This window comes from uncultured Desulfovibrio sp., assembly GCF_949282365.1.
Classification (GTDB): Bacteria; Desulfobacterota; Desulfovibrionia; order Desulfovibrionales; family Desulfovibrionaceae; genus Desulfovibrio.
In genome coordinates this window covers 31,392-57,062 of record NZ_CASDOY010000007.1, presented here as the reverse complement: position 1 = coordinate 57,062, position 25,671 = coordinate 31,392, and the positions used below count along the sequence as shown (strand labels likewise).

General features: G+C 59.1%; 21 protein-coding genes and 1 tRNA gene. 14 read left to right on the top strand and 8 right to left on the bottom strand.

Translation table 11 applies throughout. The annotated features are described in order from the left end of the window. Positions 1-195: 195 nt before the first annotated feature. From murJ to Q1X76_RS03565, 3 genes are all read right to left on the bottom strand, one after another. Positions 196-1,815, bottom strand: coding sequence for a murein biosynthesis integral membrane protein MurJ (murJ, locus tag Q1X76_RS03575; RefSeq protein ID WP_300718154.1), 1,620 nt, complete (start codon positions 1,813-1,815; stop codon positions 196-198). Beyond that, the gene (locus Q1X76_RS03570) at positions 1,812-4,223 is read right to left on the bottom strand and encodes a VacB/RNase II family 3'-5' exoribonuclease (RefSeq protein WP_300718153.1); all 2,412 of its coding nucleotides are present in this window, start codon (positions 4,221-4,223) and stop codon (positions 1,812-1,814) included. The genes murJ and Q1X76_RS03570 overlap by 4 nt, the downstream gene beginning before the upstream one ends. A gap of 492 nt (positions 4,224-4,715) precedes the next feature. Beyond that, positions 4,716-5,414: a Bax inhibitor-1/YccA family protein gene (locus tag Q1X76_RS03565; protein ID WP_300718152.1), complete on the bottom strand. Its 699-nt coding sequence runs from the start codon at positions 5,412-5,414 to the stop codon at positions 4,716-4,718. A 398-nt stretch (positions 5,415-5,812) separates the two neighbouring features. Here Q1X76_RS03565 and Q1X76_RS03560 point away from each other — a divergent pair, with 398 nt between their 5' ends. After that, positions 5,813-6,409: a peptidylprolyl isomerase gene (locus Q1X76_RS03560; protein WP_300718151.1), complete on the top strand. Its 597-nt coding sequence runs from the start codon at positions 5,813-5,815 to the stop codon at positions 6,407-6,409. Between the two features lie 589 nt (positions 6,410-6,998). On the opposite strand, the gene ruvC is transcribed toward Q1X76_RS03560, so the two are convergent. The 3 genes from ruvC to Q1X76_RS03545 all read right to left on the bottom strand — a co-directional run bounded on the left by ruvC (position 6,999) and on the right by Q1X76_RS03545 (position 9,246). Next, positions 6,999-7,511, bottom strand: coding sequence for a crossover junction endodeoxyribonuclease RuvC (ruvC, locus tag Q1X76_RS03555; protein ID WP_300718150.1), 513 nt, complete (start codon positions 7,509-7,511; stop codon positions 6,999-7,001). An 87-nt stretch (positions 7,512-7,598) separates the two neighbouring features. Next, a complete protein-coding gene (locus Q1X76_RS03550) occupies positions 7,599-8,336 on the bottom strand; it encodes a YebC/PmpR family DNA-binding transcriptional regulator (RefSeq protein ID WP_300718149.1) in 738 nt (245 codons plus the stop codon). A 250-nt stretch (positions 8,337-8,586) separates the two neighbouring features. After that, the gene (locus tag Q1X76_RS03545; RefSeq protein WP_300718148.1) at positions 8,587-9,246 is read right to left on the bottom strand and encodes an RlmE family RNA methyltransferase; all 660 of its coding nucleotides are present in this window, start codon (positions 9,244-9,246) and stop codon (positions 8,587-8,589) included. 443 nt (positions 9,247-9,689) lie between these two features. Here Q1X76_RS03545 and Q1X76_RS03540 point away from each other — a divergent pair. The 12 genes from Q1X76_RS03540 (at position 9,690) to Q1X76_RS03485 (ending at position 22,801) form a co-directional block, all read left to right on the top strand. Further along, positions 9,690-9,765 (top strand) — tRNA-Ala (locus tag Q1X76_RS03540). Positions 9,766-10,146: 381 nt separating this feature from the next. Further along, positions 10,147-11,973: an ABC transporter ATP-binding protein gene (locus Q1X76_RS03535; protein WP_300718147.1), complete on the top strand. Its 1,827-nt coding sequence runs from the start codon at positions 10,147-10,149 to the stop codon at positions 11,971-11,973. A 10-nt stretch (positions 11,974-11,983) separates the two neighbouring features. Next, positions 11,984-12,970: a UDP-N-acetylglucosamine 4,6-dehydratase (inverting) gene (gene pseB, locus Q1X76_RS03530; RefSeq protein ID WP_300718146.1), complete on the top strand. Its 987-nt coding sequence runs from the start codon at positions 11,984-11,986 to the stop codon at positions 12,968-12,970. Continuing rightward, complete coding sequence (gene pseC, locus Q1X76_RS03525; protein WP_300718145.1) at positions 12,967-14,100, top strand: UDP-4-amino-4,6-dideoxy-N-acetyl-beta-L-altrosamine transaminase; 1,134 nt, start codon at positions 12,967-12,969, stop codon at positions 14,098-14,100. The genes pseB and pseC overlap by 4 nt, the downstream gene beginning before the upstream one ends. Further along, positions 14,084-14,713 carry a pseudaminic acid biosynthesis-associated methylase gene (locus tag Q1X76_RS03520; protein ID WP_300718144.1) on the top strand — a complete coding sequence of 210 codons (630 nt, stop codon included), beginning with the start codon at positions 14,084-14,086 and terminating at the stop codon, positions 14,711-14,713. The genes pseC and Q1X76_RS03520 overlap by 17 nt, the downstream gene beginning before the upstream one ends. A gap of 48 nt (positions 14,714-14,761) precedes the next feature. After that, positions 14,762-15,925 carry an N-acetyl sugar amidotransferase gene (locus Q1X76_RS03515; protein WP_300718143.1) on the top strand — a complete coding sequence of 388 codons (1,164 nt, stop codon included), beginning with the start codon at positions 14,762-14,764 and terminating at the stop codon, positions 15,923-15,925. 3 nt (positions 15,926-15,928) lie between these two features. Then, the gene (locus Q1X76_RS03510; protein WP_300718142.1) at positions 15,929-16,639 is read left to right on the top strand and encodes an acylneuraminate cytidylyltransferase family protein; all 711 of its coding nucleotides are present in this window, start codon (positions 15,929-15,931) and stop codon (positions 16,637-16,639) included. Further along, positions 16,629-17,687 (top strand): N-acetylneuraminate synthase family protein, encoded by a 1,059-nt coding sequence (locus Q1X76_RS03505; protein WP_300718141.1) that lies wholly within the window; start codon positions 16,629-16,631, stop codon positions 17,685-17,687. Before Q1X76_RS03510 ends, Q1X76_RS03505 begins: the two co-directional genes overlap by 11 nt. Then, positions 17,677-19,137: a UDP-2,4-diacetamido-2,4,6-trideoxy-beta-L-altropyranose hydrolase gene (gene pseG / locus Q1X76_RS03500; RefSeq protein WP_300718140.1), complete on the top strand. Its 1,461-nt coding sequence runs from the start codon at positions 17,677-17,679 to the stop codon at positions 19,135-19,137. Before Q1X76_RS03505 ends, pseG begins: the two co-directional genes overlap by 11 nt. 6 nt (positions 19,138-19,143) lie before the next feature. Then, complete coding sequence (gene pseI, locus Q1X76_RS03495) at positions 19,144-20,160, top strand: pseudaminic acid synthase (protein ID WP_300718139.1); 1,017 nt, start codon at positions 19,144-19,146, stop codon at positions 20,158-20,160. Positions 20,161-20,173: 13 nt separating this feature from the next. Then, a complete protein-coding gene (locus Q1X76_RS03490; protein ID WP_300718138.1) occupies positions 20,174-21,490 on the top strand; it encodes a BFO_1060 family glycosyltransferase in 1,317 nt (438 codons plus the stop codon). 54 nt (positions 21,491-21,544) lie between these two features. Further along, positions 21,545-22,801, top strand: coding sequence for a polysaccharide deacetylase family protein (locus tag Q1X76_RS03485; RefSeq protein ID WP_300718137.1), 1,257 nt, complete (start codon positions 21,545-21,547; stop codon positions 22,799-22,801). Here Q1X76_RS03485 and Q1X76_RS03480 read toward each other — a convergent pair. Continuing rightward, positions 22,798-23,502, bottom strand: a complete 705-nt coding sequence (locus tag Q1X76_RS03480; protein ID WP_300718136.1) for a class I SAM-dependent methyltransferase — start codon at positions 23,500-23,502, stop codon at positions 22,798-22,800. The genes Q1X76_RS03485 and Q1X76_RS03480 overlap by 4 nt on opposite strands. An 8-nt stretch (positions 23,503-23,510) precedes the next feature. Then, on the bottom strand, positions 23,511-24,692 hold the full coding sequence (locus Q1X76_RS03475; RefSeq protein WP_300718135.1) for a glycosyltransferase: 1,182 nt from the start codon (positions 24,690-24,692) through the stop codon (positions 23,511-23,513). Between Q1X76_RS03475 and Q1X76_RS03470 the strand changes: the two genes are divergently transcribed. Continuing rightward, positions 24,691-25,653: a GNAT family N-acetyltransferase gene (locus Q1X76_RS03470; protein ID WP_300718134.1), complete on the top strand. Its 963-nt coding sequence runs from the start codon at positions 24,691-24,693 to the stop codon at positions 25,651-25,653. The two genes, Q1X76_RS03475 and Q1X76_RS03470, sit on opposite strands and share 2 nt — an antisense overlap. Positions 25,654-25,671: the final 18 nt, after the last annotated feature.

Below are 25,671 nucleotides of genomic sequence, written 5' to 3'. Positions count from 1 at the left end.
ACAGCAACGCGCGACCGAACGGCGGCCCGCAGGGCCGTGCCCGTTGCGACGCAGGAAGCTGCGGGCATCGACAGCAACGCGCGACCGAACGGCGGCCCGGCAGGGCCGTGCCCGTTGCGACGGAGGAAGCTACGGGCATCGACAGCAACGCAAAGGGCTTCCTTCCCTCAAAACAAAACGTCATGCGTCCTGCGCCTAGGCCTGCCCCTGTGCGCGGCCGCGCCGCAGCCGCCGCCAGACAGGCTCCAGGATACCGGGGGCCAGTCTGTAGCTCAGGGGCAGGAAGAGCGCGGCAAAGGCCAGACCGCTGACGGCGCAGGTCAGGCAGGCCTGGGCCACGGACGGCAGGGCCAGCGTGCCCGCCAGGCGCAGCTGTTCCAGCCCGTACTGGGCCGCCCAGGCGGCCGCTCCGCCGGGCAGGGAACAGAGCAGGGCCCGGCCGGACAGGGAGAGCAGGCCCGCGAACGCGCCCGTGCCCTGCCGCCGCGCCCAGATGGCCACCAGCCAGAGCACATAGGCGCTGACGCTCACCGCCGAGGTCAGGGCGATGGCCCACGCGCCCAGGGGCACGGCCCACCAGTAATAGACCGGCAGGGCCAGCAGGGTCATGGCCGTGCCCGTGGTGGCCGGGGTCAGGGTGTCGCCGTCGGCATAGAAGGCGCGCACCAGCACCATGTAGAGGATCCACAGCGGCGTGGCGGCCAGCATGATCTGCAGCAGGGGCGTGCTGGCCACGGTCTCTGCCAGGCCGAAGCGCCCGCCCTGGAAGATGACGGCCATGATGGGCCGGGCGGCCACGCCCATCCAGAGGGCGCAGGGGATGATGAGGCCCACGCTGGCCCGCAGGGCCGCGCTCAGGGTCTGGTCGAAGCGTTCCTTCTCGCCATTGGTCAGCAGGGAGACCAGGAAGGGATAGGAGGCCACGGCGGCCGCCTGTCCCATGAGGCCCACCGGCACCTGCATGATGCGCCGGGCATAGTTGAGCAGGCTCACGGCGCCGTCGCCCGCCAGCGAGCCGAACACGCGCATGAACTGTTCGTCCAGAAAGATGACGGTCTGGCCCAGCATCAGGGGCAGGGCCATGAGCAAAAAGCGCTTGAGCAGCGGATGCCAAAAGACCAGTCCCAGGCGCAGGCCCCCGGCGGCGGCTACCCGGAAGGGCAGCACAAAAGCCCCCAGGGCCGCGCCCACGGTCACGCCCACGCAGTAGCCGGTCATGCCGCCCAGTTCCCATTGGGCGGGCAGATCCATGCCCTGCGTCAGCCAGGGCAGGAGCAGGCCGCCGGCGATGATGCAGCCGTTGTAGATCAGGGGCGCCAGGGCAGGCACGCGGAACTGCCGCCGCATGTAGAGCAGGGCCGTGACGCAGGCCCCGCACAGGAAGAAGACCTGCGCGGGCAGGATGATGCGCATGAAGAAGGCCAGCCGTGCCGTCTGGGCGGCATCGAAGCCCGGGGCCGTGATGCGGGCCAGCTCCTCGGCCCCCAGCATGCCCGCCCCGGTCACCAGCAGCGAGGCCAGCACCATCCAGCAGAAGATGCAGGAGAAAAAGCGCCAGCCGTCGTCCTCGTCCTCCTGGAAGCGCCGGGACAGCAGGGGGATGATGGTGATGGCCATGATGCCGCCGGCCAGCAGGTGGTTGATGATGTCCGGCACCACGAAGGCCGCGAAGTACATGTCAGCCTCGCTGCCCGCGCCGAACTGCCAGGAGATGACCTTGTCGCGCACCAGTCCCATGAGCCGGGAAAGGATGGTGCTGGCGGCCAGGATCAGGGCCGCCGCGCCCATGCGCTGTTTCTGGGAAAAGAAGCTCATGCGCGCCTCCCGCGTCCGGCGGGACGGCGTGTCCCGCGGGCCCCGTCCCGGCGGGCCTGTGCTTTGCCGCGCACGGGACGCTGCCCGTCGCGATCCCGGCCCCGGCGCTGATGCGGCGATCTGTCATGCCGGGCCGGGCCCCTGCCCGTCCGCCCCTGACGGCCGCGCGACACACGTCCGCCGCGACGGGACGCCACGCCCAGTTGCGTGGGCAGCAGGCGGATCTCCAGACGGCCGCTGTGCACTTCGGCCAGCACCACCTCAAGGGACTGGCCCATGCTCCAGCACAGGCCCGAACGCTGTCCCAGCAGGCACTGGCGGCGGGCGTCGAAATCGTACCAGTCGTCGCCCAGATCCTCCACGCGGATCATGCCTTCCACGGGCATCTCGTCCAGTTCCACGAACAGGCCGAAATCATTGACACCGGCCACCACGCCCCGGAAGCGCTCGCCCACGCGGCCCTCAAGGGCCATGCAGGCCAGACGCCGGGCCATCTCGCGCTCGCAGTCCAGGGCGTCCCGCTCGCGCCGGTTGAGCTGGTCGGCCACGCGCAGCAGCTTCTGCCCGGCGGGCAGGGCGCCGCCGTACAGGCCCAGACTGGCCTTGAGCGCCCGGTGCACCAGCAGGTCGGCATAGCGGCGGATGGGCGAGGTGAAATGGCAGTAGGCACGGGACGCCAGACCGAAATGGCCTTCGTTCTCCGGCTGGTAACGGGCCTGCGGCATGGCCCGCAGGCAGAGCCGCCCCACCAGGAACTCGCGCTCCGAGCCCTGCACGTCCCGCAGGATGCCCTGCAGGGCCGGGGCCGCAGGCCGCGCCGGCACCAGTCCGGGGTCGATGGCTTCCAGGGAATCGAACAGGCTCTCCAGCCGCTCGGGATCGGGCTGGGGATGCACGCGGTAGAGGAAGGGCTCCTTCGGGGCCCCGTCCGGGCCGCCGTCGGGCTTCAGGCCGCCCAGATGGCGGGCCACGGCCTCATTGGCCGCGATCATGAATTCCTCGATGAGGCGGTGCGCGTCATGTCGCACCCGGCGGGACACGCGCAGCAGGCGGCCCTTGCCGTCAAAGGCGTATTCCGGTTCCGGCAGGTCGAAATCCAGACTGCCCCGGCGCTGCCGGGCCTCGCGCAGGCAGCGGTAGAGGGCGAAGGCCGTTTCCAGCATCTCCAGCACCTCGGCCCCGCGTTCCTGCGCGGCCAGGGCGGCGCGTGCCTGCCCGTCCCTGTCCAGCAGGCAGGCCTTGACCTGATCGTAGGTCAGACGGGCCGCCGAACGCATGAGCGCCGCCGCGAAGCGCGGTTTGCCCGGCTGCCCGCTGGCGGAAAAGGGGATCTCGGCCAGCATGGCCAGCCTGTCCTCGTGCGGACGCAGGCTGCACAGGCCGTCGCAGAGGGCGGGCGGCAGCATGGGCTCCACCGAGGTGGGGAAATACCAGGAATTGCCGCGCGCCAGGGCCTCCGTATCCAGGGCCGTGCGCGGCCGCACATAATGGCTCACGTCGGCGATGGCCACGCGCAGCAGCCAGCCCCCGCCGGGACGGGCCTCCACCTGCACGGCGTCGTCGAAGTCGCGGGCGTCGGCCCCGTCGATGGTCACCAGGGGCAGGTGGCGCAGGTCCTCGCGCCCGGCCATGTCCGCAGGCCGCGGCGCCGGCGGCAGGGCGTCGGCCTCGGCCTGCGCCCGGGGCGGGAACTCGCGCGGCACCTCATGGTTGAGCTTGACCAGATCCTCCTGCACGGCGATGTCGTCTTCCCGGCCCACGGCCTGCAGCAGGCGCGCCTGCCAGAGATCCGTGGCCAGACGCTTTTCCGGGGCCACCAGGAGCAGGGTCCCGCCTGACGGACGGGGCAGGTCGGCAGGCAGCTCCACGCTGACGTCGAAGGGCATGCGGCTGTCCGCCGGACGGCACAGGGCGCGATGCCCGGTCACATGGATCACATGCACGGGCAGCTCGCGGCAGCCGCGCTCCAGCACCTCCACGATGCGGCCTTCCCGGCTCCTGCCGCGGGCATGCGCGCGCGGCGACAGGACCACGCGCACCATGTCCTGATGCCAGGCATCGCCCGCCTGCAGGGGATGGATGAAGATGTCCGGGCCGCTCACCTGCCCGTTGTCGCCCAGGGGCGTCACGAAGCCGCCCGCGCCGCTGCGCAGGGCCACATAACGGCCGCGCACCTGACGCAGACCGTCGGCACGGGCCCAGAGCCCGCCCTGCAGGTGCACCAGGCGCCCCTCGTCGGCCAGGGCGTGGAGCTGGTCTTCCAGCATCTTGCGGGCCGCGCGCGGCAGGCCCGTGACCCGCAGCAGGGCGTCCAGGCGCAGGGGGCGCTCCTGTTCATGGAAGATCTCCAGCAGAGCGGCGTCGTCCAGTCCGGCCGGAAGATCGAAGTAGTCGTTTTTCTTGCTCATGGATCCCTGCCCGCCGGCAGCGCGGCGGCATGATGGTTGTCAGGCTGTCCCGTCAGTCCTGCATACGGGCCCCGGGCCCGCTTGTCAAAGCCGGCCGCGGGGAGGCCTGCGCACGGACAGGCGGGGACGGGGACGCCGGGAGATCAGGGGCCATACGGAAAGGCCGCGCACGGGGCAGGCGGACGCAAAAGGGGCGGAAGGTCGCCCCTCCGCCCCGCTGTCATATCATCGGGCTGGCCGTCATCCCTGCATGCGACCATCCAGACCCGCCCCTGTCCCTGATGGGCTTCCCCTGCACAAGCAGGGGCGGGCTCCCCGCCTTCCCCCACATGTGCACGTTTTGGGGAAAGAGGGGTGCGGAGAGGCCCCCTTTTTGCCGCCGGCAGCGACCGGAGGCGGCCGCAGGCCGTGCCCGCTGGCGACGCAGGCGCCTTGCAGGCATCGACAGCAGCGCAACGGGCGCCTTCTCCGCCTGTGACCGTATCCTCTCCGCTAGTCGCGGTTGCCGCCGAACAGGCGCAGCAGCATCAGGAAGAGGTTGATGAAGTCCAGATAGAGTTCCAGAGCGCCCAGCAGGGCGCCGCGACGCATGGCCGTGGCGTCGTCCACCGGGGCGTTCATGCCGAAGGCGCGCAGCTTCTGGGTGTCATAGGCGGTGAGGCCGGTGAAGATCAGCACGCCGATGCAGCTGATGACGAAGTCCATCATGCTGTTGGCCAGGAAGATGTTGACGATGGAGGCGATGATGATGCCGATCAGGCCCATCATCAGGAAGCTGCCCATGCCGGTCAGGTCACGCTTGGTCACGGTACCGAACACGGACATGGCCAGGAATGTGCCCGTGGCCGTCAAAAAGGCATTGGCGATGGAGCCGATGGGATAGACCACGAAGATGCTGGACAGGGTCAGGCCGGTCAGGGCCGAATAGACGATGAACACCGCCGTGGCCGTGGTGGCCGACATTTTGTGCACCGCGGCGCTCAGGGCGATGACCAGGCCGAACTGGGCCACGATGAGGGCGATCATGATCACCATATTGCCCAGGATGGTCATTTGCAGGTCCGGGCTGGAGGCCACGGCAAAGGCCGTCACGGCGGTGATGGCCAGACCGGCGGTCATCCACAGGTAGACCTGGCGCATATAGATGGAAACGGCGCTCACAGCGCTTTGCGCAATGGTACGAGCAGTCATGTTTTTCCTCCGGGATTTGTTCGCGCGGCATGCGCGAGCATCTGTTCATTCCTGTTAGCATATAGGGATATGGCGGGCAAAAGCAAGCCCCGCCCCGGCATGGCGGCCCTGGCGGCGGGCGGGCACGGACCGCATGGCAGCCTTGCGGCGGCACTGCCGGTACGGCATGACGGCCGGACGGGCCGGGCCGCGGGACAGCCGCCAGCCCCCGGGCACGGCGGCCGCCCGACCGCCGGTCATGGCCCATCCCGGCGAAACCGCAGGAAAAAACGCCCGCAGGGACCGCCCTGTCCCGCACGGAGCAGGCGGCACCCGTGCTTGCCGCTCCCCCCCGGCCGTGCTACCGTGCGCCTGTCACGCCAGTCCGGCGTGATCCATGCATCAAGGAGAAAACTTCCATGAAGAAATCTGCCCTCTTCGCCCGTCTGCTGCCCGTCCTGCTGCTGGCCTGCGCCCTGCTGGCCGCTCCCCAGGACCTCCGCGCCCAGGGCCCGGACCCCGTCGTCAAACTGGAGACCAGCATGGGCGACATCCTGCTGCGTCTGGACGCCCGCAAGGCGCCCATGACCACGGCCAACTTTCTGGAATACGTCAAGGCCGGTCACTATGACGGCACGGTCTTCCACCGCGTCATCAAGAATTTCATGATCCAGGGCGGCGGCATGACCGCCAGCCTGCGCGAAAAGACCACCCGCGCCCCCATCAAGAACGAAGCCGACAACGGCCTGCGCAACCGCAAGTACACCATCGCCATGGCCCGCACCTCGGACCCGCACTCGGCCACGGCCCAGTTCTTCATCAACGTCAAGGACAACAGCTTCCTCGACCATCGCGGCAAGGACCAGCAGGGCTGGGGCTACGCCGTGTTCGGCAAGGTCATCCGCGGCCAGGACGTGGTGGACCAGATCGCGGCCGTCAAGACCGGCAGCCGCGGCTATTTCGAGGACGTGCCCGTGCAGCCCGTCATCATCAAGCACGCCACTGTCGTGGAATAAAGGGAAGATGCGGGGAGGGGACCTTTTCGGGGCAGATCGCCGAATGGATTGCGACGCAGGCGGGATGCCCTTTTCCCGCAGCTGCCCGAGAGGCGAAAGATGACCGGACTCCTTTCTTGGGTGGTGGGCCATGGGAGCCGCCGCCCTTGCTCTCTCTTCATTGGTCAGCCGGGAAAAGGTTCTCCCCCGTCTCCCGCCCTTCCAAAACTTTTTTCTGATCGGCATGGGAGGTCCCCATCGCCGGATCATGGCCGGAGATACCGGACGCCGGACCTGTTCCATGACAGTCCCGCCCGCAGCCCGACTGCTCTGGAGTCCGGCCTGCCGGGAGCCGTGGCCGTCATGCCTCCCCCGGCAAGCCGAATCCCCCGGCACACCGCGCACAAAAAAAGACGCCGCAGGGCGTCTTTTTTTGTGCGTACCAAAGCGCGTTTGGGGGAAGATGGGAGCTTGGGGGAAGGGCCCCCTTTTCGCGCCGGAGGAAGGGGCCCCTTCCCCCCCAAAAAACAGGATCCCCCGAGCCGCTGCACCGCGAGTCGGCCCTGATGCGCGGGGGGCCCTCCCCCCCAGAAACAGGATCCCCCGAGCCTCAACGCCGGGCCAGCAGCTTCAGGCGGCGCATGGTCAGATGGCAAATGGCCACGGCCAGAGCATCCGAGGTGTCCAGGGCCCAGCCTTCGCCGCGCACGTTGAGCAGGCGGCGCACCATGAAGGCCACCTGTTCCTTTTCCGCGCGTCCGGTCCCCACCACGGACTTCTTGACCAGGGTGGGCTCGTAATCGCTCACCGGCACCTGGTGGGCCGCGCAGGCGGCCACGGCCACGCCGCGCGCCTGCCCCAGCTTGAGCGCGCTGGCCGCATTGCGGGCGGTGAAGACCTGTTCGATGGCGGCCTCCTGCGGGCGGTAGCGGCCCACCACCTCCACCAGCTGCCGGTAGATGACGGCCAGCCGCTGCGAAAATTCCTTTTCGCCGCCGGAGCTGGTGCGGATGATGCCGCAGTCCACCAGGCGCAGCACGCCGGACTGTTCCGCGATGACGCCCCAGCCCGTACGCTGGGAGCCGGGGTCGATGCCCAGGACCACAAGAGGATGTTCTGCCATGCGCCCACCACAAAAAAAGCCCGGCACTCGGGGAATGCCGGGCGAAACAACGCGCATCCGCCGCCCGGAGGGGCGGAGGGCCGCGATTTAGTCCATATCCATGTCTTCGGGGAAGTCGGCGTTGGCGTAGACGTTCTGCACGTCGTCGTTGTCGTCCAGGGCTTCCATGAAGCGGATGACCTTCTGGGCGGCTTCGGCGTCCACCGCCACCAGGTTCTGGGGCACCATGGCCAGTTCGGCGGACTGCATGGTCACGCCGGCGGCTTCCAGGGCGTCGCGCACGGCCGCGAAATCGGCCATGGCGGTCTGCAGGGTCCAGACATCGTCATCGTCGATGACGTCATCGGCGCCGGCTTCCATGGCCACTTCCATCATCTGGTCTTCGGTGTAGGCGGCCTTGTCCACGGTGATGACGCCCTTGCGGTCGAACATCCAGCTCACGCTGCCGTCGGTGCCCAGGCTGCCGCCGTGCTTGGTGAACAGGTGGCGCACTTCGGCCACGGTGCGGTTCTTGTTGTCCGTGGCCACTTCCACCATGATGGCGATACCGGCGGGGCCGTAGCCTTCGTAGAAGCATTCGGTCAGGTCGCCGCCCGCGTCTTCACCGGTGCCCTTGCGGATGGCGGCTTCGATCTTGTCCTTGGGCAGGTTCACGGCCTTGGCAGCGGCAATGGCCGCACGCAGACGAGGGTTGCCCGCAGGATCGCCGCCGTTCTTGGCAGCGATGATGATTTCCTTGGCGGCCTTGGTGAAGACCTTGCCGCGCTTGGCGTCCTGACGGCCCTTGCGGTGCTGGATATTGGCCCATTTGCTGTGCCCAGACATAAAACCTCCCAAACTCGGAGAACGTAAAAGGTGAAAAACGGCGGACAGTCGCGCGGACTGTCCCATCCCTGACAGGCATCCGGGATGCCCCGGCGGCAGGAGCGGCACATCGGGCCTGTGGCCGGCGCGCACGCCCGTACGGACATCGCGCTGCCGCCTGCCCCTGGAGCGGACGGATGCACCGGCGGCACGCCCGCAGAGCGCTGCGGCAGCCGGCTCCCGCTCCGGTCAGGCCCAAAGGGGCGGACGCCTAGCGCGCGTCCGGCTCCTGCCCGGTGCCAGCGGCGGCCGCGGCCGCATCCTGCGCGGCAGGACGCGCCTCGGCCCTGAAGCCCATGCCCACGAAGAAGGTTTCCTTGCTTTCGGCGCGGGAACTCTTGGGCTTGAAGGATTTGACGGCCTTGAAGGCGCGGCGCATGGGCTGGAGCATCTCCTGGATGTCCGGGCCCATGAAAATCTTGACGATGAAGCTGCCACCGGGCTTGAGGTGCAGACGCGCCACTTCCAGGGCCTCGCAGGCCAGCTCGAGCGAACGGGCCTGATCCGTGAACTTGGTCCCGGTGGTGCGGGGCGCCATGTCGCTCATGACCACGTCGAACGGCCCCATCTCGCGCAGGCGCTCTTCGAATGCGGCGGAACGGTCGAAGACGTCCTCCTGCATGAAGGTGACCTGCGGCGGGAAGGCGGTCTCGGTGGTCTGGATGTCGCAGCCCAGCACGAGCCCGCGCGGGCCCACCTTTTCGGCGGCGCCCAGCGACCACGAGCCCGGAGCCGCGCCCAGATCCAGGACGCGCATCCCCTGGCGGAAGAGCTTGAACTTGGCGTCCAGTTCCTTGAGCTTGTACACGGAACGGGCCGGATAATTCTCGCGCTTGGCCTTGAGAAAATAATGGTCTCGATATTCCTTCATGGTGACACCAGCGGGCTTCTATAGCGTTTTTTTTCGCGGGAGCCAAGCCCCGCAGGGGCGGCCCGGCCGATTTTTTTCGTTATGCGGGGGAAAGCGCTCCCGGCGTTGCGGCAACCGGCGGGCAGAAGGCGCGTCCAATCACAGGGATGCGCTATCCGTGCGCGCCAACCGTGAGACGAGCGGCAGGCATCCGGCGCGCAGGGGACCTGCCGGAAAGCCTCCGCAGACGTCGCGAAGGATCTGGCGGATCTGACGGATTTGCGGGTGAAGAAAGGGCACGAGGCCCACGCCGGGACCGCGCGGGCAGTCCCCGCCAGGCCCGGCAGGCACACGGGGCCGGGCCCGGACGCGCCAGCCTGCGTCCGCCCCCGCCCGCAAAAAAGACTTGACCCTGCCCCCTGAATGGCATACATACCACGCTACGCCGCATCGTGGCGTCATGTGGGGAAGTAGCTCAGCTGGGAGAGCATCGCCTTCGCAAGGCGGGGGTCGGGAGTTCAAGTCTCCTCTTCTCCACCACAAGGAATTTAAGGGGTTACGGTTTCAGACCGTGTCCCCTTTTTTGCTATGCAGGACATACGCTATTTGATAACTTGATGCACGGCGTCCTCAAGGCTTTCCTGCTGCCGGCATTGTACTCCACGCCGATGCGCTCTGCCGCCATCCACGGCAGCATCATCTGCCGTGGCCGGGAATACAGCGCCATATCCCCAGAAATCTGCACGGGATGCCAGGGGTGTCTCCCTCCATACGGACAGCGGATGCAGTACTCGGCGCGACATATGCTCCTTTGTCATACCAGCCGGCAAGCCGCGACAAACTCTCCATATCCGCGCTGCAGCACCCATATCTGATCCGGATGAGCAGTGAAACCAGCCCGTAACCAACGGGGACCGCCTGATGACACAGTCTCTGCACAAGGAATATACACCACTCTCCATCGCACGCCAGCTCTATGCCCTGGCCACACCACGGGAACGCCGCCTGTTCTGGTGGCTGTGCCTGCTCAACATCATCATGGGTCTGTTTGAAATCGGTGTGGCGGGCGGCATCTCCCTGCTGGGTGTGGCCATGTCCGCCCCGGAAAGCCTGGCCCGCCTCCCCCTGCTGGAAGAGATCCGCACGGCCCTGCCCTTCGCGCCGGATATCCCCGTGGCCCTGCAGTTCCTGCTGCTGGTTCTGGGCGGCGTGTGCGCGGCCACCCTGCTGAAAAATGCCCTGCTGGGCTATATCACCTGGCTGCAGAACTATTTTTCCCAGCGTATCGCCTGGACCATGGGCAGCGATCTCTTCCGCCGCTTTCTGGCCGCTCCGCACATCTGGCATGCCGGGCAGAACTCGGCGGAGCTGCTGACGATGCTGGGCTGGAAAGGCTATGTTGCCACCTATGCCGCGACCCTGCTGATCCTGTTCACCCAGATGGTCATCGCAGTGTTTCTGCTGGGCGGGGCACTCATCGCCAGCCCCTTGCTTTCCTGTCTGCTCTTTGTGTCTGTCGCCCTGCTGGCCGTAATCATCCAGAAAGGGACCCGATCCCGGATTTATGACCTTTCGAAGGATATTCGTCATTATGACCTGTATAATTCCCGCATTGCCATGCAGGGGCTGCAGGGGCTGCGCGAGATAACCATCTATGAGAAAAAGCAGAATTTCCTGCAGGAATATCAAAAATTCATCGTCGCCTATTCACTGAAAAACAGTTCCCGCAATACCCTGCCCATGCTGCCCCTGTGGGTGCTGGAGGTGGCGGGCATGCTCCTCTTGCTGCTTGTTCTGCTGATCCAGGTGCATCTGGGCAGCAGTGTGGCGGCAGCCACCGGTATGCTTACCCTGCTGGCGGCTGTTTCCTGGCGGCTCCTGCCGGCGGCCAACAAGACTATGAACGCCATCCTGACCTTGCGCTCCTACCAGCCTTCATTGGAAAAACTCCTGGACTTCGTGGCGGAACTTCCCGCGCCGGAGCGCCTGGACGCCCGTGCTGTACGCCACTTCCGGCGTGAGATCAGCCTGCACGATATCAGCTTCATCTATCCCAACGCAGAGCATGCCGCCCTGCAGGATATCTCGCTCACCATCCCCAAGGGGAGCATGGTCGGCCTGATAGGCCTCTCCGGCTCAGGCAAAAGCACGCTGACCTCCCTCATCACGGGCCTGCTGCGCCCCCAGCAGGGACATATCTGCCTTGACGGCGCGGCCTGGGATACCTCCGCCGAACGTCTGAATATCGGCTATGTGCCTCAAAACCTTTATCTGCTGGATGCCACGCTGGCCGAGAATGTGGCCTTCAGCCACTGGGGGGAACCTGTGGACGAAGAGCGGGTACGGGAGTGCTGCCGTATGGCGGCTATGGATTTTGTGGACGAGCTGCCCGAAGGCATCCATACCCCGCTGGGCGAACGCGGCGTGCGCCTTTCCGGCGGCCAGATCCAACGCGTGGGCATCGCCCGCGCCCTGTATGACAGGCCGGAACTCCTTATCTTTGACGAAGCTACGTCGGCCCTTGACGGCGCAACCGAGCGGGCTATACAATCAACAGTCGAAAACTTGCGACAACATGTGACTCTTATCGTTGTGGCCCATCGTCTGAGTACAGTGGAAGGATGTGATCTGCTGTACTGGATCGACAAAGGAACCGTAAAGATGTGTGGTGCGGCGGCAACGATATTGCCTGCCTATGAAAAAACGCTGCAACAGCCTGTCCATGACCTGGCAGGAGGGCACAGCTAACGGATGTGCAATGTTCACTGACAAGACTATCCTGATTACCGGCGGCACCGGTTCTTTTGGCAAGAAATGCATCGAGGTCATCCTCAGGCAGTGGAAGCCCAAACGGCTTATCGTCTTTTCCCGGGATGAACTCAAGCAATTCGAAATGCAACAGATTTTCTCCCCGGAAAAATACGGCTGCATGCGCTACTTCATCGGCGACGTGCGGGACAAGGAGCGCTTGTACCGGGCTTTTCGGGGCGTGGATTACGTCATCCATGCGGCGGCCCTCAAGCAGGTGCCGGCGGCGGAATACAATCCCACGGAATGCATCCGCACCAATATCGGCGGCGCGGAAAACATCGTCAATGCCGCGGCCGACTGCGGGGTGAAAAAGGTCGTGGCCCTGTCCACGGACAAGGCCGTGGCCCCGGTCAACCTCTACGGCGCCACCAAGCTCTGTTCGGACAAGCTCTTCATTGCCGCCAATGCCTTTCTTGGCAACACAACCGTGTGTTCCGTCGTACGCTACGGCAATGTCATGGGCAGCCGGGGCAGCGTCATTCCTTTCTTTATCAAAAAGCGCGACGAGGGCGGCCCCCTGCCCATCACGGATACGCGCATGACCCGTTTCTGGATCACCCTGGAACAGTCCGTGCATATGGTGCTGCGCTCCTTCGAGCTGGCGGGCGGCGGCGAGATTCTGGTGCCCAAGATTCCCAGCATGAAGATCACGGATCTGGCCGAGGCCATTGCGCCGGGCATGGCCACTGTGGAAGTGGGCATCCGGCCCGGCGAAAAGCTGCATGAAACCATGATCACGGCCGAGGATTCCCGGCATACCATTGACATCGGCCGGTATTATGTCATCAAGCCGGAAACCTTCCCTTATCGCGGGCCCGAAGGCAGGCCCGTGCCCGAGGGCTTCAGCTACAATTCCGGCACCAACGAGGCGTGGCTGAGCGTTCCCGAATTGCGCGCCACCCTCAAGGAACAGGGCTTTGCCGTCCAGTCATGAGTACCTCCCGCTTTATTCCCTATGGTCGCCAGACCATCGATGATGACGATATCGCCGCCGTGGTCGAGGTGCTGCGCTCGGACTGGCTGACCACCGGCCCGGCCGTGGAGCGCTTCGAGGCGGACATTTGCGCCTATGTCGGCGCGCGCCACGGCGTGGCGGTGAGCAACGGCACGGCGGCCCTGCATGCGGCCATGTTCGCCCTGAACATCGGCCCCGGCGATGAAGTCATCGTCCCGCCCATGACCTTTGCCGCCTCGGCAAACTGCGTCCTCTATCAAGGCGGCAGGCCGGTCTTTGCCGATGTGGACGCCGGGACCCTGCTCCTTGATCCCGCCGCGGCGGAAGCGGCCATCACGCCGCGCACCAAGGCCATCATCGGGGTGGACTATGCCGGGCAGCCCTGCGACTGGGATGCCCTGCGCGCCCTTGCCGACAAGCACCATCTGGCGCTGGTGGCCGACGGCTGCCATGCGCTGGGCGCAAGCCTTGACGGGCGCAAGGTGGGTACGCTGGCCGACATCACGGTGTTCAGCTTTCATCCGGTCAAACACATCACCACCGGCGAGGGCGGCATGGCCGTGACCGATGACGAGACGCTGGCCGCGCGCATACGGGCCTTTCGCGGGCACGGCATCACGACTACGGCCAGCCAGCGCGAGAAGTCCGGGGCCTGGTTCTATGAAATGACGGAACTGGGCTACAATTACCGCATCACCGACTTTCAGTGCGCCCTGGGCAGCTCACAGCTGAAAAAACTGGACGGCTGGATCGCCAAACGCAATGAACTGGCCCGGTCCTATGACGCCGCGCTGGCGGGACAGGAAGCCGTCCGTCCCCTCACGCATCGCGAAAACGTCCGTCATGCCTATCATCTTTACGTGGTGCGCACTCCCGATCGGGACGAGACCTTCCGCCGCTTGCGCGCCAACGGCATCGGGGCCAATGTCCACTATGTGCCCGTACACCTTCATCCCTACTACCGGCAGGTCGTCGGTACGCGGGAAGGGCTCTGCCCCGTGGCCGAAGCGGCCTATCGGGAAATCCTCACTCTGCCGCTCTGGCCGGGGATGACGGAAATTGACATCGAACGCATCACGAGGAGCTGTATTTATGCGCAAGTTGAATGACCAAGAAAACTTTTGGACGGGAGAGTTCAGGGATAACTATATTGGGCGCAATTCCCTAGAAAGACTCCTTGGTCCCTATACAGCCATGTGGTCAATGATACTCAGGCACTGCTCTTCTTTGCCCATGACGGCCTTTGAAATGGGCTGCAATATTGGGGGGAATTTGCGTGCGCTGCAGAATCTGAGTCCCGCCATTTCTCTTACTGCGATAGAAATCAACGCGAAGGCTGCGAAAATTGCGCAAGAAACGATGGGGCCACACACAGTCATCCACAACTGTTCCATCCTTGATTTCAAGTGCCCAGAAAATTCTTTTGACTTAGTTTTCTCGTGCGGCGTCCTCATACACCAAGATCCGGACTGCCTTCCTGAAATTTACAAAAAACTTTATTCGTTTTCCAAAAAATACATTTTACTCAGTGAGTATTATAATCCAACTCCTGTTGCAATCCCTTATCGTAACCATGAAAATAAACTTTTCAAGCGTGATTTTGCTGGTGAAATGATGGATATGTTTCCTGATTTATCATTGAGAGCTTATGATTTTATCTACCGGCGTGATCCTGTTTTTTCCGTAGACGATTGCACTTGGTTTCTTTTACAAAAAAATTGATATAACTCCTATCCAGCAATCCTATTACTAAAGATAGAGAAAGTATTTATGCATTATTGCACGAAATGCGTTCAACCCGATACGCGGCCCAATGTTTTTTTCAATGAGCAAGGCATCTGCGGGGCCTGTCTTTGGGAAGAAGAAAAGAAAAAAATAGATTGGGCGGCACGCAAACAGGAACTTCGGGATATTTGCCGATGGGCAAAAGATCAAAAGGCCCCCTATGATTGCGTCGTCGGAGTTTCCGGCGGCAAAGATTCCACGTTTCAAGCTCTCTACATGCGGGACGAAATGAAGTTGCGTCCGCTTTTGGTGTGCTCGGAACCCTGCCAGACAACGGAGATCGGCGCAAAAAATCTGGAAAATATCAAAAATCTTGGTTTTGATGTCATTAGCCTCAGCGCCGACAAAGAACTGCTCAAGCATTTCTTCAAAAAAGATTTTTACAGTATAGGCAATCCCAACAGAGCTTCCGAATACTGTCTGCACTCCTCTGTCTTTATCATTGCCGACAAATTTGACATTCCTCTTATTGTCAATGGCGAAAATCCCGGCCAAACGCTCGGTATTTCCGACATGAAGGCTGCGGGAGGCGATGCGACCCAAATATGGGCTACCAATACGGTCAAGGAAAAAGTTATCGATGCCTATGCCGACGATGCCGATCTGGCGGCCCTTTTTCTTTATCAGCCGAATATGGCGTCCATCATCAGAAAGGGCATCAGGGGCGTGTGGTTGAGCAACTATGCTGAGGAATGGGGGCAGTTGCATAATGCAAAATTTTCCATGCGACACGGCCTTTCCATTCATCCTGCAAGCATGGATCCCTATGCTAAAGGTCTTTACAGACGCTTTTATGCCCTGGATCACAGTTTCCGTGAAGTCAATCAATTGCTGAAATATATCAAATTCGGCTTTGGATTTACCACGGATCAAGCCTGCTATGACATCCGCGATGGTGAAATTTCCCGCGAGGAAGCCATCTTTCTGGTTAAGGAACTGGATGGCGGGTGTGGCGAATCCTATATCAAGGCATTTTGTGAAATGATTGCCATTTCTGAAGGAGAATTCTGGGAAGTCGCCAATACTTTCAGAGGGAAAATGTGGTCAAAGGAAAAGGGGAAATGGGTTCTGGATAATCCCATATGGGAACAGGAACCGGTAAAAGGTAATTACACAGTGCGGGGTATCATGAACCGCCTGTCTCTATAAGCCATGTCATCCGTAAGCATTGCCATCATCCCTGCGCGGGGGGGCTCAAAACGCCTCCCCAGGAAAAATATCCTTCCCTTCAGGGGGAAGCCTCTGTTGCTCTGGACATGTGAGGCGGCACGGGATTCCGGTTGTTTTGATGCTGTCGTCGTTTCGACCGAGGATAAAGAAATAGCTGATATTGCGCGCTCCAACGGCTTTGCGGTTGATGAGCGCCCTGTGGCACTGGGATCAGACACGGCGAGTTGTGCGGATGTTTGTCTTGAATATCTGGCCCGTAAGGAGCAGTCCGGCATATACTATGACAGTCTCTGTTGCCTATACGCCACTGCTCCGCTGCGCAATGCTGAGGATATTCGACAGGTCATGACATATCTCACCCCTGATACGGATGCGGTGCATGCCGTCTGTGGTTACACGCACCCTCCGCATCAGATGCTGTACCAAAATCCCGATGGATTTCTGATGCCTGCCTTCCCCTTACTGGTTACCAAAAAATCTCAGGAAGTTCCCGAAGGGCTCATTGGCAACGGCAGCACCTATGCCATTCGCGTTGAGGCGCTCAAGAAATACCGCTCCTTCTACCCTGCGCGCATCAAGGGCTATCGAATGCCGGCCTTGCGCTCCATCGATATCGACACGGCCGAGGACTTCGCTCTGCTTGAAGCCTGCGCTCAGCTACTTGAAAAGGTAGGATTTCACCATGATATTTGATTGCACGTCTTCCAGCTCGAAACGTCCGGTCAGTATTGTCTTTGAGGCAGGCCCCACCCACGACGGGCTTCCCACTGCCAAGGCTCTGGTCGATATGGCTGCAAAAGCCGGGGCTGATGCCGTCAAGTTCCAGATCGTTGATGCAAAAAAAATTGTTCCATCCAAAGAAACCCTGTTCATCTATCAAGTATTGAAAAACAGGGATACGGGCGAAAGAGAAACCGTCACGGAATCCCTGCAGGAAATCTTGTCCCGGCGGGAACTGACGTTTCCTGAATGGGCGGAACTTATTGACTACTGCAAGGCAAAAAATGTCCTTTTCTTCGCCACCATCAGCAACGCGGAGGAGATGGAATTCCTTGCCGGAGCCGGTTGCGCGTGCGTCAAGATATGTTCGGGCGACATCAACTACCACCACCTGCTCAGACTGGCGGCACGTTTTCCTTGGGTGGTGCAGATAGATACCGGCAGTGCGACCATCGGTGAAGTGGAACAGGCCGTGGATGTTCTGGAGCAGGCCGGCTGCCACAAGATCATCATCAACCACTGCCCTTCAGGCTATCCGGCACGTCTTGAGAGCATCAATCTGCGAACGGTGCAGACCCTGCGGCAGATGTTTCCCTACCCTGTGGCTTTTTCCGACCACACGCCCGGCGCAACCATGGACATAGCCGCCGTGGCGTTGGGTGTCGACATGCTGGAAAAAACCATCACGCTGGATCGCTGCATCCGCAGTCCCGAGCACATCATGTCGCTGGAACCGCAAGAAGCGGCGGATTTTGTGCGCACCATCCGCGATGTGGAAACAGCCCTCGGCAATCCTCGACGCATCATGACCCAAGAAGAACGAAATATGCCGCCTGTGGCGCGACGCAGCGTTGTGGCCGCGCGGGATATTGCCGCAGGAGAAGTTGTGACGCAGGAGATGCTCGACTATGCCCGTCCCGGCGACGGACTTCCGGCCCATCTTGATGGGCTTGTTCTCGGAAAACAGGCTCGCAGGGCACTCAGGCAAGGCGAAAAACTGTCCCCATCAGATGTCGAATAGCACTGCCCTCATTATACGCGCCGATGCCGCCCCGCGCATGGGCACGGGCCATGTCATGCGCTGCCTTGCCCTGGCGCAGGCCGCCCGCAAAGAAGGACTGGATGTGCGCATGGTTTGCCGTCTGGGCGTCAGTTGGCTGCGCGAGCGCCTGGCCCGGGAAGACATCCCGCTGCTGGAATTGCCGGATATGCCGCCCGAGACGGAAGAACCGGCAAACCTGCTCGATCAGCTTCAGAGAAAGGACTTTCCTCAGCCCGGCATGACTGATACGCCCATCTGGGTAGCGCTGGATGGCTATCACTTTGATGCCGCCTGCCAGAAAGCCGTCATGGCTGCGGGCTATCGGCTGCTGGTCATTGACGACTACGCGCACCTGCCCGAATATCATTGCGATGTACTGCTCAATCAGAACATCGGCGCTGAGCAATTGACCTATCACGGCTCCATCGGTCGCAAGCTGCTGGGGCTGGATTATGTGCTCTTGCGTCAGGAATTCTGGGATGCCCGGGAAAAGGCGCAGCAGCGCATGCGGCCAACACAGCCGCAGAACATACTGGTAACACTGGGCGGCGGCAATTTTATCGAGCATCTGGAAAAAATTGCTATCGAGATGCGTCAGCCGGAATTGGCCGGACGCACGATTCGGGTCATTCAAGGTGGGATGGATGCGGATCGCATTCGGGCCGCCTTTGCCCGCTGCCCGGCGCAACTGGAGATTCTCCCCCGGGTGGACGATATGTCGTCCCTCCTGCTGGATACGGATTTGTGCATCACGGCGGGCGGATCAACATGCTGGGAATTGTGCTGTCTGGGTGTGCCATTCCTGACGGTAGAAGTTGCGGAAAATCAACATGCGATTGTTACGTTGCTACGCAAGAAACGTATAGCTTTATCCTATACGAGGGAAACCGCACAAACTGCATTAGCTGGCGTGGCCACCTATCCCTCTTTTTCTATTGGACAAAAAATAAATATTCTTACTTTTTTGTTAAAAATACGTTTGCGCCACGTAGTGTATGACGACTTGGATTTTCTTTTCATGCTTGCCAATGACCAAGACGTTCGGAAGTATTCATTCAACACCCAACCCATTACCTTCGAAGAACATTTGACTTGGTTTGATAACATTATAAATTCAAATACCGCTTTTTTCTTAGCAGAGGTTGATAAAGAGCCGTTTGCTTCTATTCGATTTCAAAAGAAAAATAATGAAACGCAGATCAGCATTTCCCTGACAAGAGATACCAGAGGGTTGGGATATGGTGCGTATCTAATCAAGCAGGCGGTAAAAAAATATTTTGGTAATCATTGCAAAGAGGAAATTGTTGCCTATATAAAAAAAGAAAATATTTCATCATTAAAATCCTTCCAACGAGCTTCTTTTCACACAGACAAAGAGGTGGCCGTTGGAGAAACACCCGCAATCCGACTTGTGCTTCCCAATAGGTAGCTTCCTATGCTTACAGCCGAAAATTTATATATTATCGCCGAAATTTCAGCCAATCACAACGGCAGCATTGAACGTGCCGAGGCCATTGTCCGCGCTGCCGCCGATGCCGGAGCCGATGCCGTCAAATTGCAGACCTATACGGCCGACACCATGACCATTCCTTGCGACAACGAATACTTTCGCATCAAGGGGACGCTGTGGGAAGGCAAAACCCTGCACGACCTCTATCAGGAGGCCTGCACGCCGTGGGAATGGCAGCCCCGCCTCAAGGCCTTGGCCAATGACCTGGGCATGGACTGCTTTTCCACCCCCTTTGACGCTACGGCCGTGGACTTTCTGGAAAACATGGATGTACCCTGCCACAAGGTGGCGTCCTTTGAAGTCGTGGACATTCCGCTGCTCAAAAAGATTGGCTCCACCGGCAAGCCGGTCATCATGTCCACCGGCATGGCCAGTCTGGCGGAAATTGACGAAGCCGTGAGCACACTGCGAGAAAACGGCACCCAGGAACTGGCCCTGCTCAAATGCACGAGCGCCTATCCCGCGCCGCCAGAGGAAGCCAATTTGCTCACCATCCCGCATCTGGCCCAGGCCTTCAACTGTGTGGCCGGACTTTCGGATCACACCCTGGGCAGTGCCGTGGCCGTGGGGGCCGTGGCCGTTGGGGCGCGCATCATTGAAAAGCACTTCACCCTTGCCCGTGCCGACGGCGGCCCGGACAGCGCCTTCAGCATGGAACCGGACGAGTTCAGGCAAATGGTGCGCGACATCCGTACCGTGGAAAAGGCGCTGGGAACCGTCTGCTACGACTTGACGCCCAAGCAGAGGGAAAGCAAGGTATTCCGACGTTCGCTGTTTGTGGTCAAGGACATGGAGGCGGGCGAGATGTTCACGGAAGAAAACGTGCGCAGCATTCGGCCTGGATACGGTTTGCCGCCACGGTTCGCACCATTGCTTCATGGCAAAAAGGCTTCACAGAAGATCGTAAAGGGAACACCTCTGAATTTTGCCCATATCAGCTAAAACGGGTTGTACCATGTCGGTGGATATATTAGCGCTCAACACGCATTCATATTTTTCGCGTGACACTGAAGCATTTGTACCTGTTTTCAATTATCTGAGGCTTGCCAATGTAAAAATGATCCATGGCCAAATTCATAATGGCTATTATCTTATTCTCAAGCATCAACCATCTGTTGTTTTTTTAGACTGCATCTTTGGAGGAAGATGGCACGCTGAAATGGCCTTTTTTGCCAAAAAGATGGGCTGCAAGGTTGTCTCGCTCATGGGAGAAGGGGCAAATTTTGCTCGGTTTGTCTCAAATCCCGAAGAAATGTGGGGATGGTTAGCAGAGCAGGTTGTGGTATGGGATGCGTACTTTTTTTGGAATCATTCCGCAAAGCAATTCGTTATAAACAATTTCCCGTTTGCTGAAAAAAACATCTACGTCACCGGCGGGACAGGGTATGACCGCTATCGGTTTGTACATCCTGAGCGAGCTGAGGACATCCCTTCCAAATATCAAGCAACGATTGGAGTAGGATGTTGGGATTTTTCACGTTGCGGAGATTCTGTGTGGAGCGCCCAAAATAGATTGCTTTTTTCCGAAATACTTTTGCAAATTATCAGGCAGAATAGACATGTATTTTTCAAGATCAAACTTCACCCCGGATCCGAAGGAAATATCCATGCCTCCGGGGTAGACACTTGCGCCAATGAAGAAAATGCCAGAATCCTGCCATTGCACACACCCATAATTGATTGCATCGCCGACAGTGACATCTGGCTTACCTTCGAATCCAATACAGCACTGGAAGCATGGCTTATGGGCAAACAAACGGCACTGCTCAATCCGACAGGAACGGATTTTCCCTTTGCGCGCTTATGCACGGTAAACGGGCAGCCCAACTTTGCAGATGCCGAGCAATGGACGAATGCCATAAATTCTTTTCTGGAAACGCGCGAGTTGCCTGGATTCAGGGAACTGGAAAATGAGCGACAAAAGTGCTATGAACAACTTATTGGCCATTCAGATGGATTAAACCATGTTCGTGCTGGAAACATCATACTGGATGTCCTGCAGCAATCCAAAAATCTTGTGGTGGATATTCCCGATCTTGGATGGCGGAAGAAAGCAATAAACGCTTTTATATCATGCAACTTTGGGAAATATATCCAAAAACTTCCAAATTTCCACCCATGGTTGACGGCACTCAAAAAATTCTATTTTGACTATGTGCGTGATTACTCGGAAAAAGAGTTCCAGCAAAATGCTGATATACGCATGAAACAACAAATTGAGTTTTATGCACATAACAGCTACTCGCTTGAATTTTTGCGGAGCATCTATTAGCCTATGATAACAATTACAACTCCCGGAAGAAATTTCCTCCCTGAATATGAATATTTGACACGACTCATTTTCAATGAGTGGCTTGGTATCGAGCCTGTTTTGGAAGTCGGCAATCAGGGAAACTGGTCAATATCTTGTGAGAAACATTCTGCCACTTTTCCCAATATCTTTTTTCCCGAGCAGAGCCCGGAAACCTACTTTGATCCCAGTCGGCTGAAAGGACAGCTCCTGTCGCACAAGATTTGCGATTACGATATGTTTTTTCCCTTTGCAGACAACAGAGGGACTTCGCTCGCTTCAGTTGATATCTTTGGAAGCATTTTTTATTTTCTAGCCTGCTATGAGGATGTATTTTATGACCATAAAGAATTTAATGGAACATTGGCCCCCAGTGAAAGTTTTGCTTATCAGAACTCTCTTCTTGATCGACCTTTCATTGATGAAATGATCGTTCAGTTTGTGAAGCATCTTAACAATCACAACATCAACATCAGCTTCAAAAATCAAGACTATCAGCTTATTTATAGCTGCGATATGGATGTTCCAGCGCAGTGGTACAAGGCATCCCCATTTCTTTTTATCAAATCATCGATTGCCTCAATAATCAAGCATCATTCCATTAGGCGCTTTTTTTCAATATTCAGATCCTACACAAAAGTTGATGATGACATATTCTACACTTTTCCTTGGATACTTACAGAACTAGAGAAAAATTCTCTTGCAGGGTGCTTCAATCTTAAGGGGGGACTGACAAACAAGAGGTTTGACCACTATTATGACGCAAACGCACAATGGATACAGGACATTCTTTTCCTGCTTGCCGCAAACGGACACGAAATTGGTTTTCATCCCAGCTACGACACTCCCGACCATCCGGATTCTTTTGCAAAAGAGCTGGCAATAGTTCGAAGGGCGGCTCCTACACCCGTGCGCGGCGGCAGGCAACATTATTTGCGCTTTATGGGTTGCAGTACCTGGCGGATGTGGGACGACGCAGGGTTGGAATACGACTCCACGGTGGGATTCAACAAGGTTTCCGGCTTCCGACTGGGCACGGCACGCGAATTCCCCGTGTATGATCTTCAGCACAGAAAAGCGCTGAAGTTACGCGAGCGCCCACTTATTGCCATGGACTGCACCCTGCTCGGCTATGAAGGCGCGACGCCGCAGGAAGCCTTTGACCGGGCCTGCGGCTACGCGCAGCAAATCAGGAAGTATGGCGGCAACATGACCCTGCTCTGGCACAACAGCTCTTTGGAAACGCCGGAAAAGCGCGAGCTGTTCTCCCAATTGCTCAAGTACTTGGCCTAACGCTTGCCACGATAGATATGTATTTTGCACCCGCGAGCAATGGGTAAATCTCTTACCAATTTGAATATGCCTGTTTGCAGGATGAGATCTGCACAGACAGGATTGTAATAAATAATGGTATATTCTTTTTCCTTTCGCATCTGATTCAGTATGCTTTCAATGACATCGCTCATAATCTTCTCTCCGAACGGATTGAAGAAATAAATGACGTCGTATTCTCCATAGGCGTCAAAATCTCTGGCATCAGCATTGAACAGCGCAATATCAGTCCTTCTCAGCTGTGCCATATTCCTTTTCAGAATGGAGAAAACATCTTCCGAATATTCGATTCCGGCGATGCGTGCAAAGGGATAGGCTGCCGCCAGATAAAGCACATAGCCCTTGCCGCATCCCACATCCAAAAAATTCAGCTTGTTGTGAAAATCCAATTCGGCGAGAGCTCGTTGAACATATTTTTTTTCTGAAGGCCAGTAATCACGCCGTTCGCCTTCCGCCGCGTACATGCCCGGCAGCGGCGCCGAAAAATCAAGTCCTCGCTTTTTCTCATACTGTTCCTGCACCTTGCCGCGAAGGCGCATCAGAATGCCGGATACGCGGTATATGGTACGCCCTTTGATGGCGTCGCATATCTGGGTCAGGAGGACTCCATCTCTTTTATATTTCAGAATTTTTTCCCATTTACGACGTATGCTGCTATACATGATTTCCCCTATGCCACGCCATATGCTGCCAGCATTTTTACTTCTTCCTTTTCCCAGCACAGCTCCTTTGCCGCCCGGAGCGATGCCATCTTCATTTCGTTGATCTGTTCGCGTGTCAGTGCATTAAGAACCGTAGCCACGGCTTCGGGCGAACAGTCATTGACGCACACGCCGTGCTTGTACGCCGCAACAAGGCGCGACATTTCCCGGGAATTTGATACACAGAGCGCCAGTCCGGCCATGGTGTTTTCAAAAAATTTGTTGGGAAGGCAATATGTTCGTTGCGGCGAAAAATCCGTAAAGACCGCATAGCCGATATCCGCCCGCGCAGCTGTTCTGACGACTTCCGCAAAGGGGACAACCTCCGTAAAATGGACGCGCGCCGACATGCCGCAGCGCTGCGCCAAGGCTTTGAGTTCCGATTTGTATGCCTCTTCTCCCGGCCCGCGAATCTCAACGTCAAATCGCTCGTCCAACAATGCCGTCGCCTTGATCAGCACGTCAAGACTGCGCGAATAATCCACAACCCCGTGATAAAGTATCCTGATCTGCTCCCCGCAGGGGCGAAAAGCGCACTCCTGATAAAAGGGAACACTGCGCACCACTTCGGGCCGCCGGGCAAGCCCGTAATCATGCCGGAGCAGATCGGCAATGCCGTCACAGACAGTCGTGATGCCCGAGGCCAGCGGAAAATAGCGGCGTTGAACGGCATCGGCATGCCGCGCATGGATGTGGCTGTTCACCCAGTCGCGCATCCGCCTGCCTGTGGGACAAAACTGTTCGCGCGCGTACTCATGCACATCAATGCCAAAGGGAATCCCCTGCCTTTCGGCAAGCTCCCGTGCCAGCGGGGCACATTGCCAGTCATGCGCAATGACATAATCAAGATGAGCGGGAAATTCACGCAGCTTGGCCCGGGCGACCCTGTTCTGCGGATGAAGCCGCCACGCCATTTCGGTCGGCAGAACCCAGCGCGCCAGGGCCTGAGGAATTGTCCACGCACGTCTGGGCTGAATTTCCGGCAGGGGAACAATATCGACCCCCTCCAGGGCATCGCCGGGCGACATGAAACCGGCCAGCGTCACGTCCCAGCCCAGATTGCGAAAAGTCCGCACTTGCCGAAGCACGCGCGACTCTGTTACCAAACGCTTGTATGCAATAATGCCAAGATGCATGAGGGCTTTCTCCATGAAACAAGGTTCCCGGCAACTCTATACGCAGTTTCTGACGCAAAATCCAGCCTCCATCTTTCACCAGCCCTGGTGGCTGGATGCAACCTGCGGTGAGCGGAACTGGGATGTGGTATTCGCCCGCAAAAAAGAAAATATTGTTGCCGCACTTCCTTTTTTACGCAAAAAGGGCCGATTTAGACAAGTCATTCTGGGGCAACCCCCCTTCACCCCCTTTCTCGGCCCACTGTATTCGCCGGGGACTGCCCGCTATGCGCGCAGGTTGCAACAGGAACATGCCATTCTTGAAGAATTGATCCACGCGCTGCCGCACCATCACCTTTTTCATCAGACATTTTCCCCGGCGATAACAAATTGGCAGCCGTTTCGCTGGAACGGCTTCCGGCAGTCGACAAACTACACCTATCGACTGTACAATATCAAGAATCATGCCGCGTTATGGCAAGAAACGGAAGACAACATTCGCACGGACGTTCGCAAGGCGCAAAACCGCTTTTGCCTGCGCATTGAACAGAGTGACGATATAGAGGCCTTCCTTGCCGTGTATGCGGGCACCTGGAAGCGTCAGGGCAAGGACATACCCCATGTTTCCCTCATTCGCCGTATCGACGCCGCTTGTGCGCCCCGGGGCTGCCGCCGCATCCTGTTTGCCGTGGATGAAGCCGGACAGCATCATGCGGCAACCTATACAATCTGGGATCAGGACACCGCCTACTATCTTCTGGGCGGGAGCAATCCAGAACTGCGCCAGAGCGGAGGACACACCTTCGTTCTCTGGGAAACCATCCTCAGAGCTTCGGAACATGTAGACATTTTTGACTTTGAGGGATCCAGCATTCGCCCCATTGAAAAAAACTTCCGGGCGTTCGGGGGCAGGCAAACTCCCCTGCTCTGGCTGGAGCGGACCACCCCCCTTTTCCGCAAAATCATGCTGTTGCGAGAGCTGCTCACCGGGCCGTAGAAATAGCGGAGGAAGCCA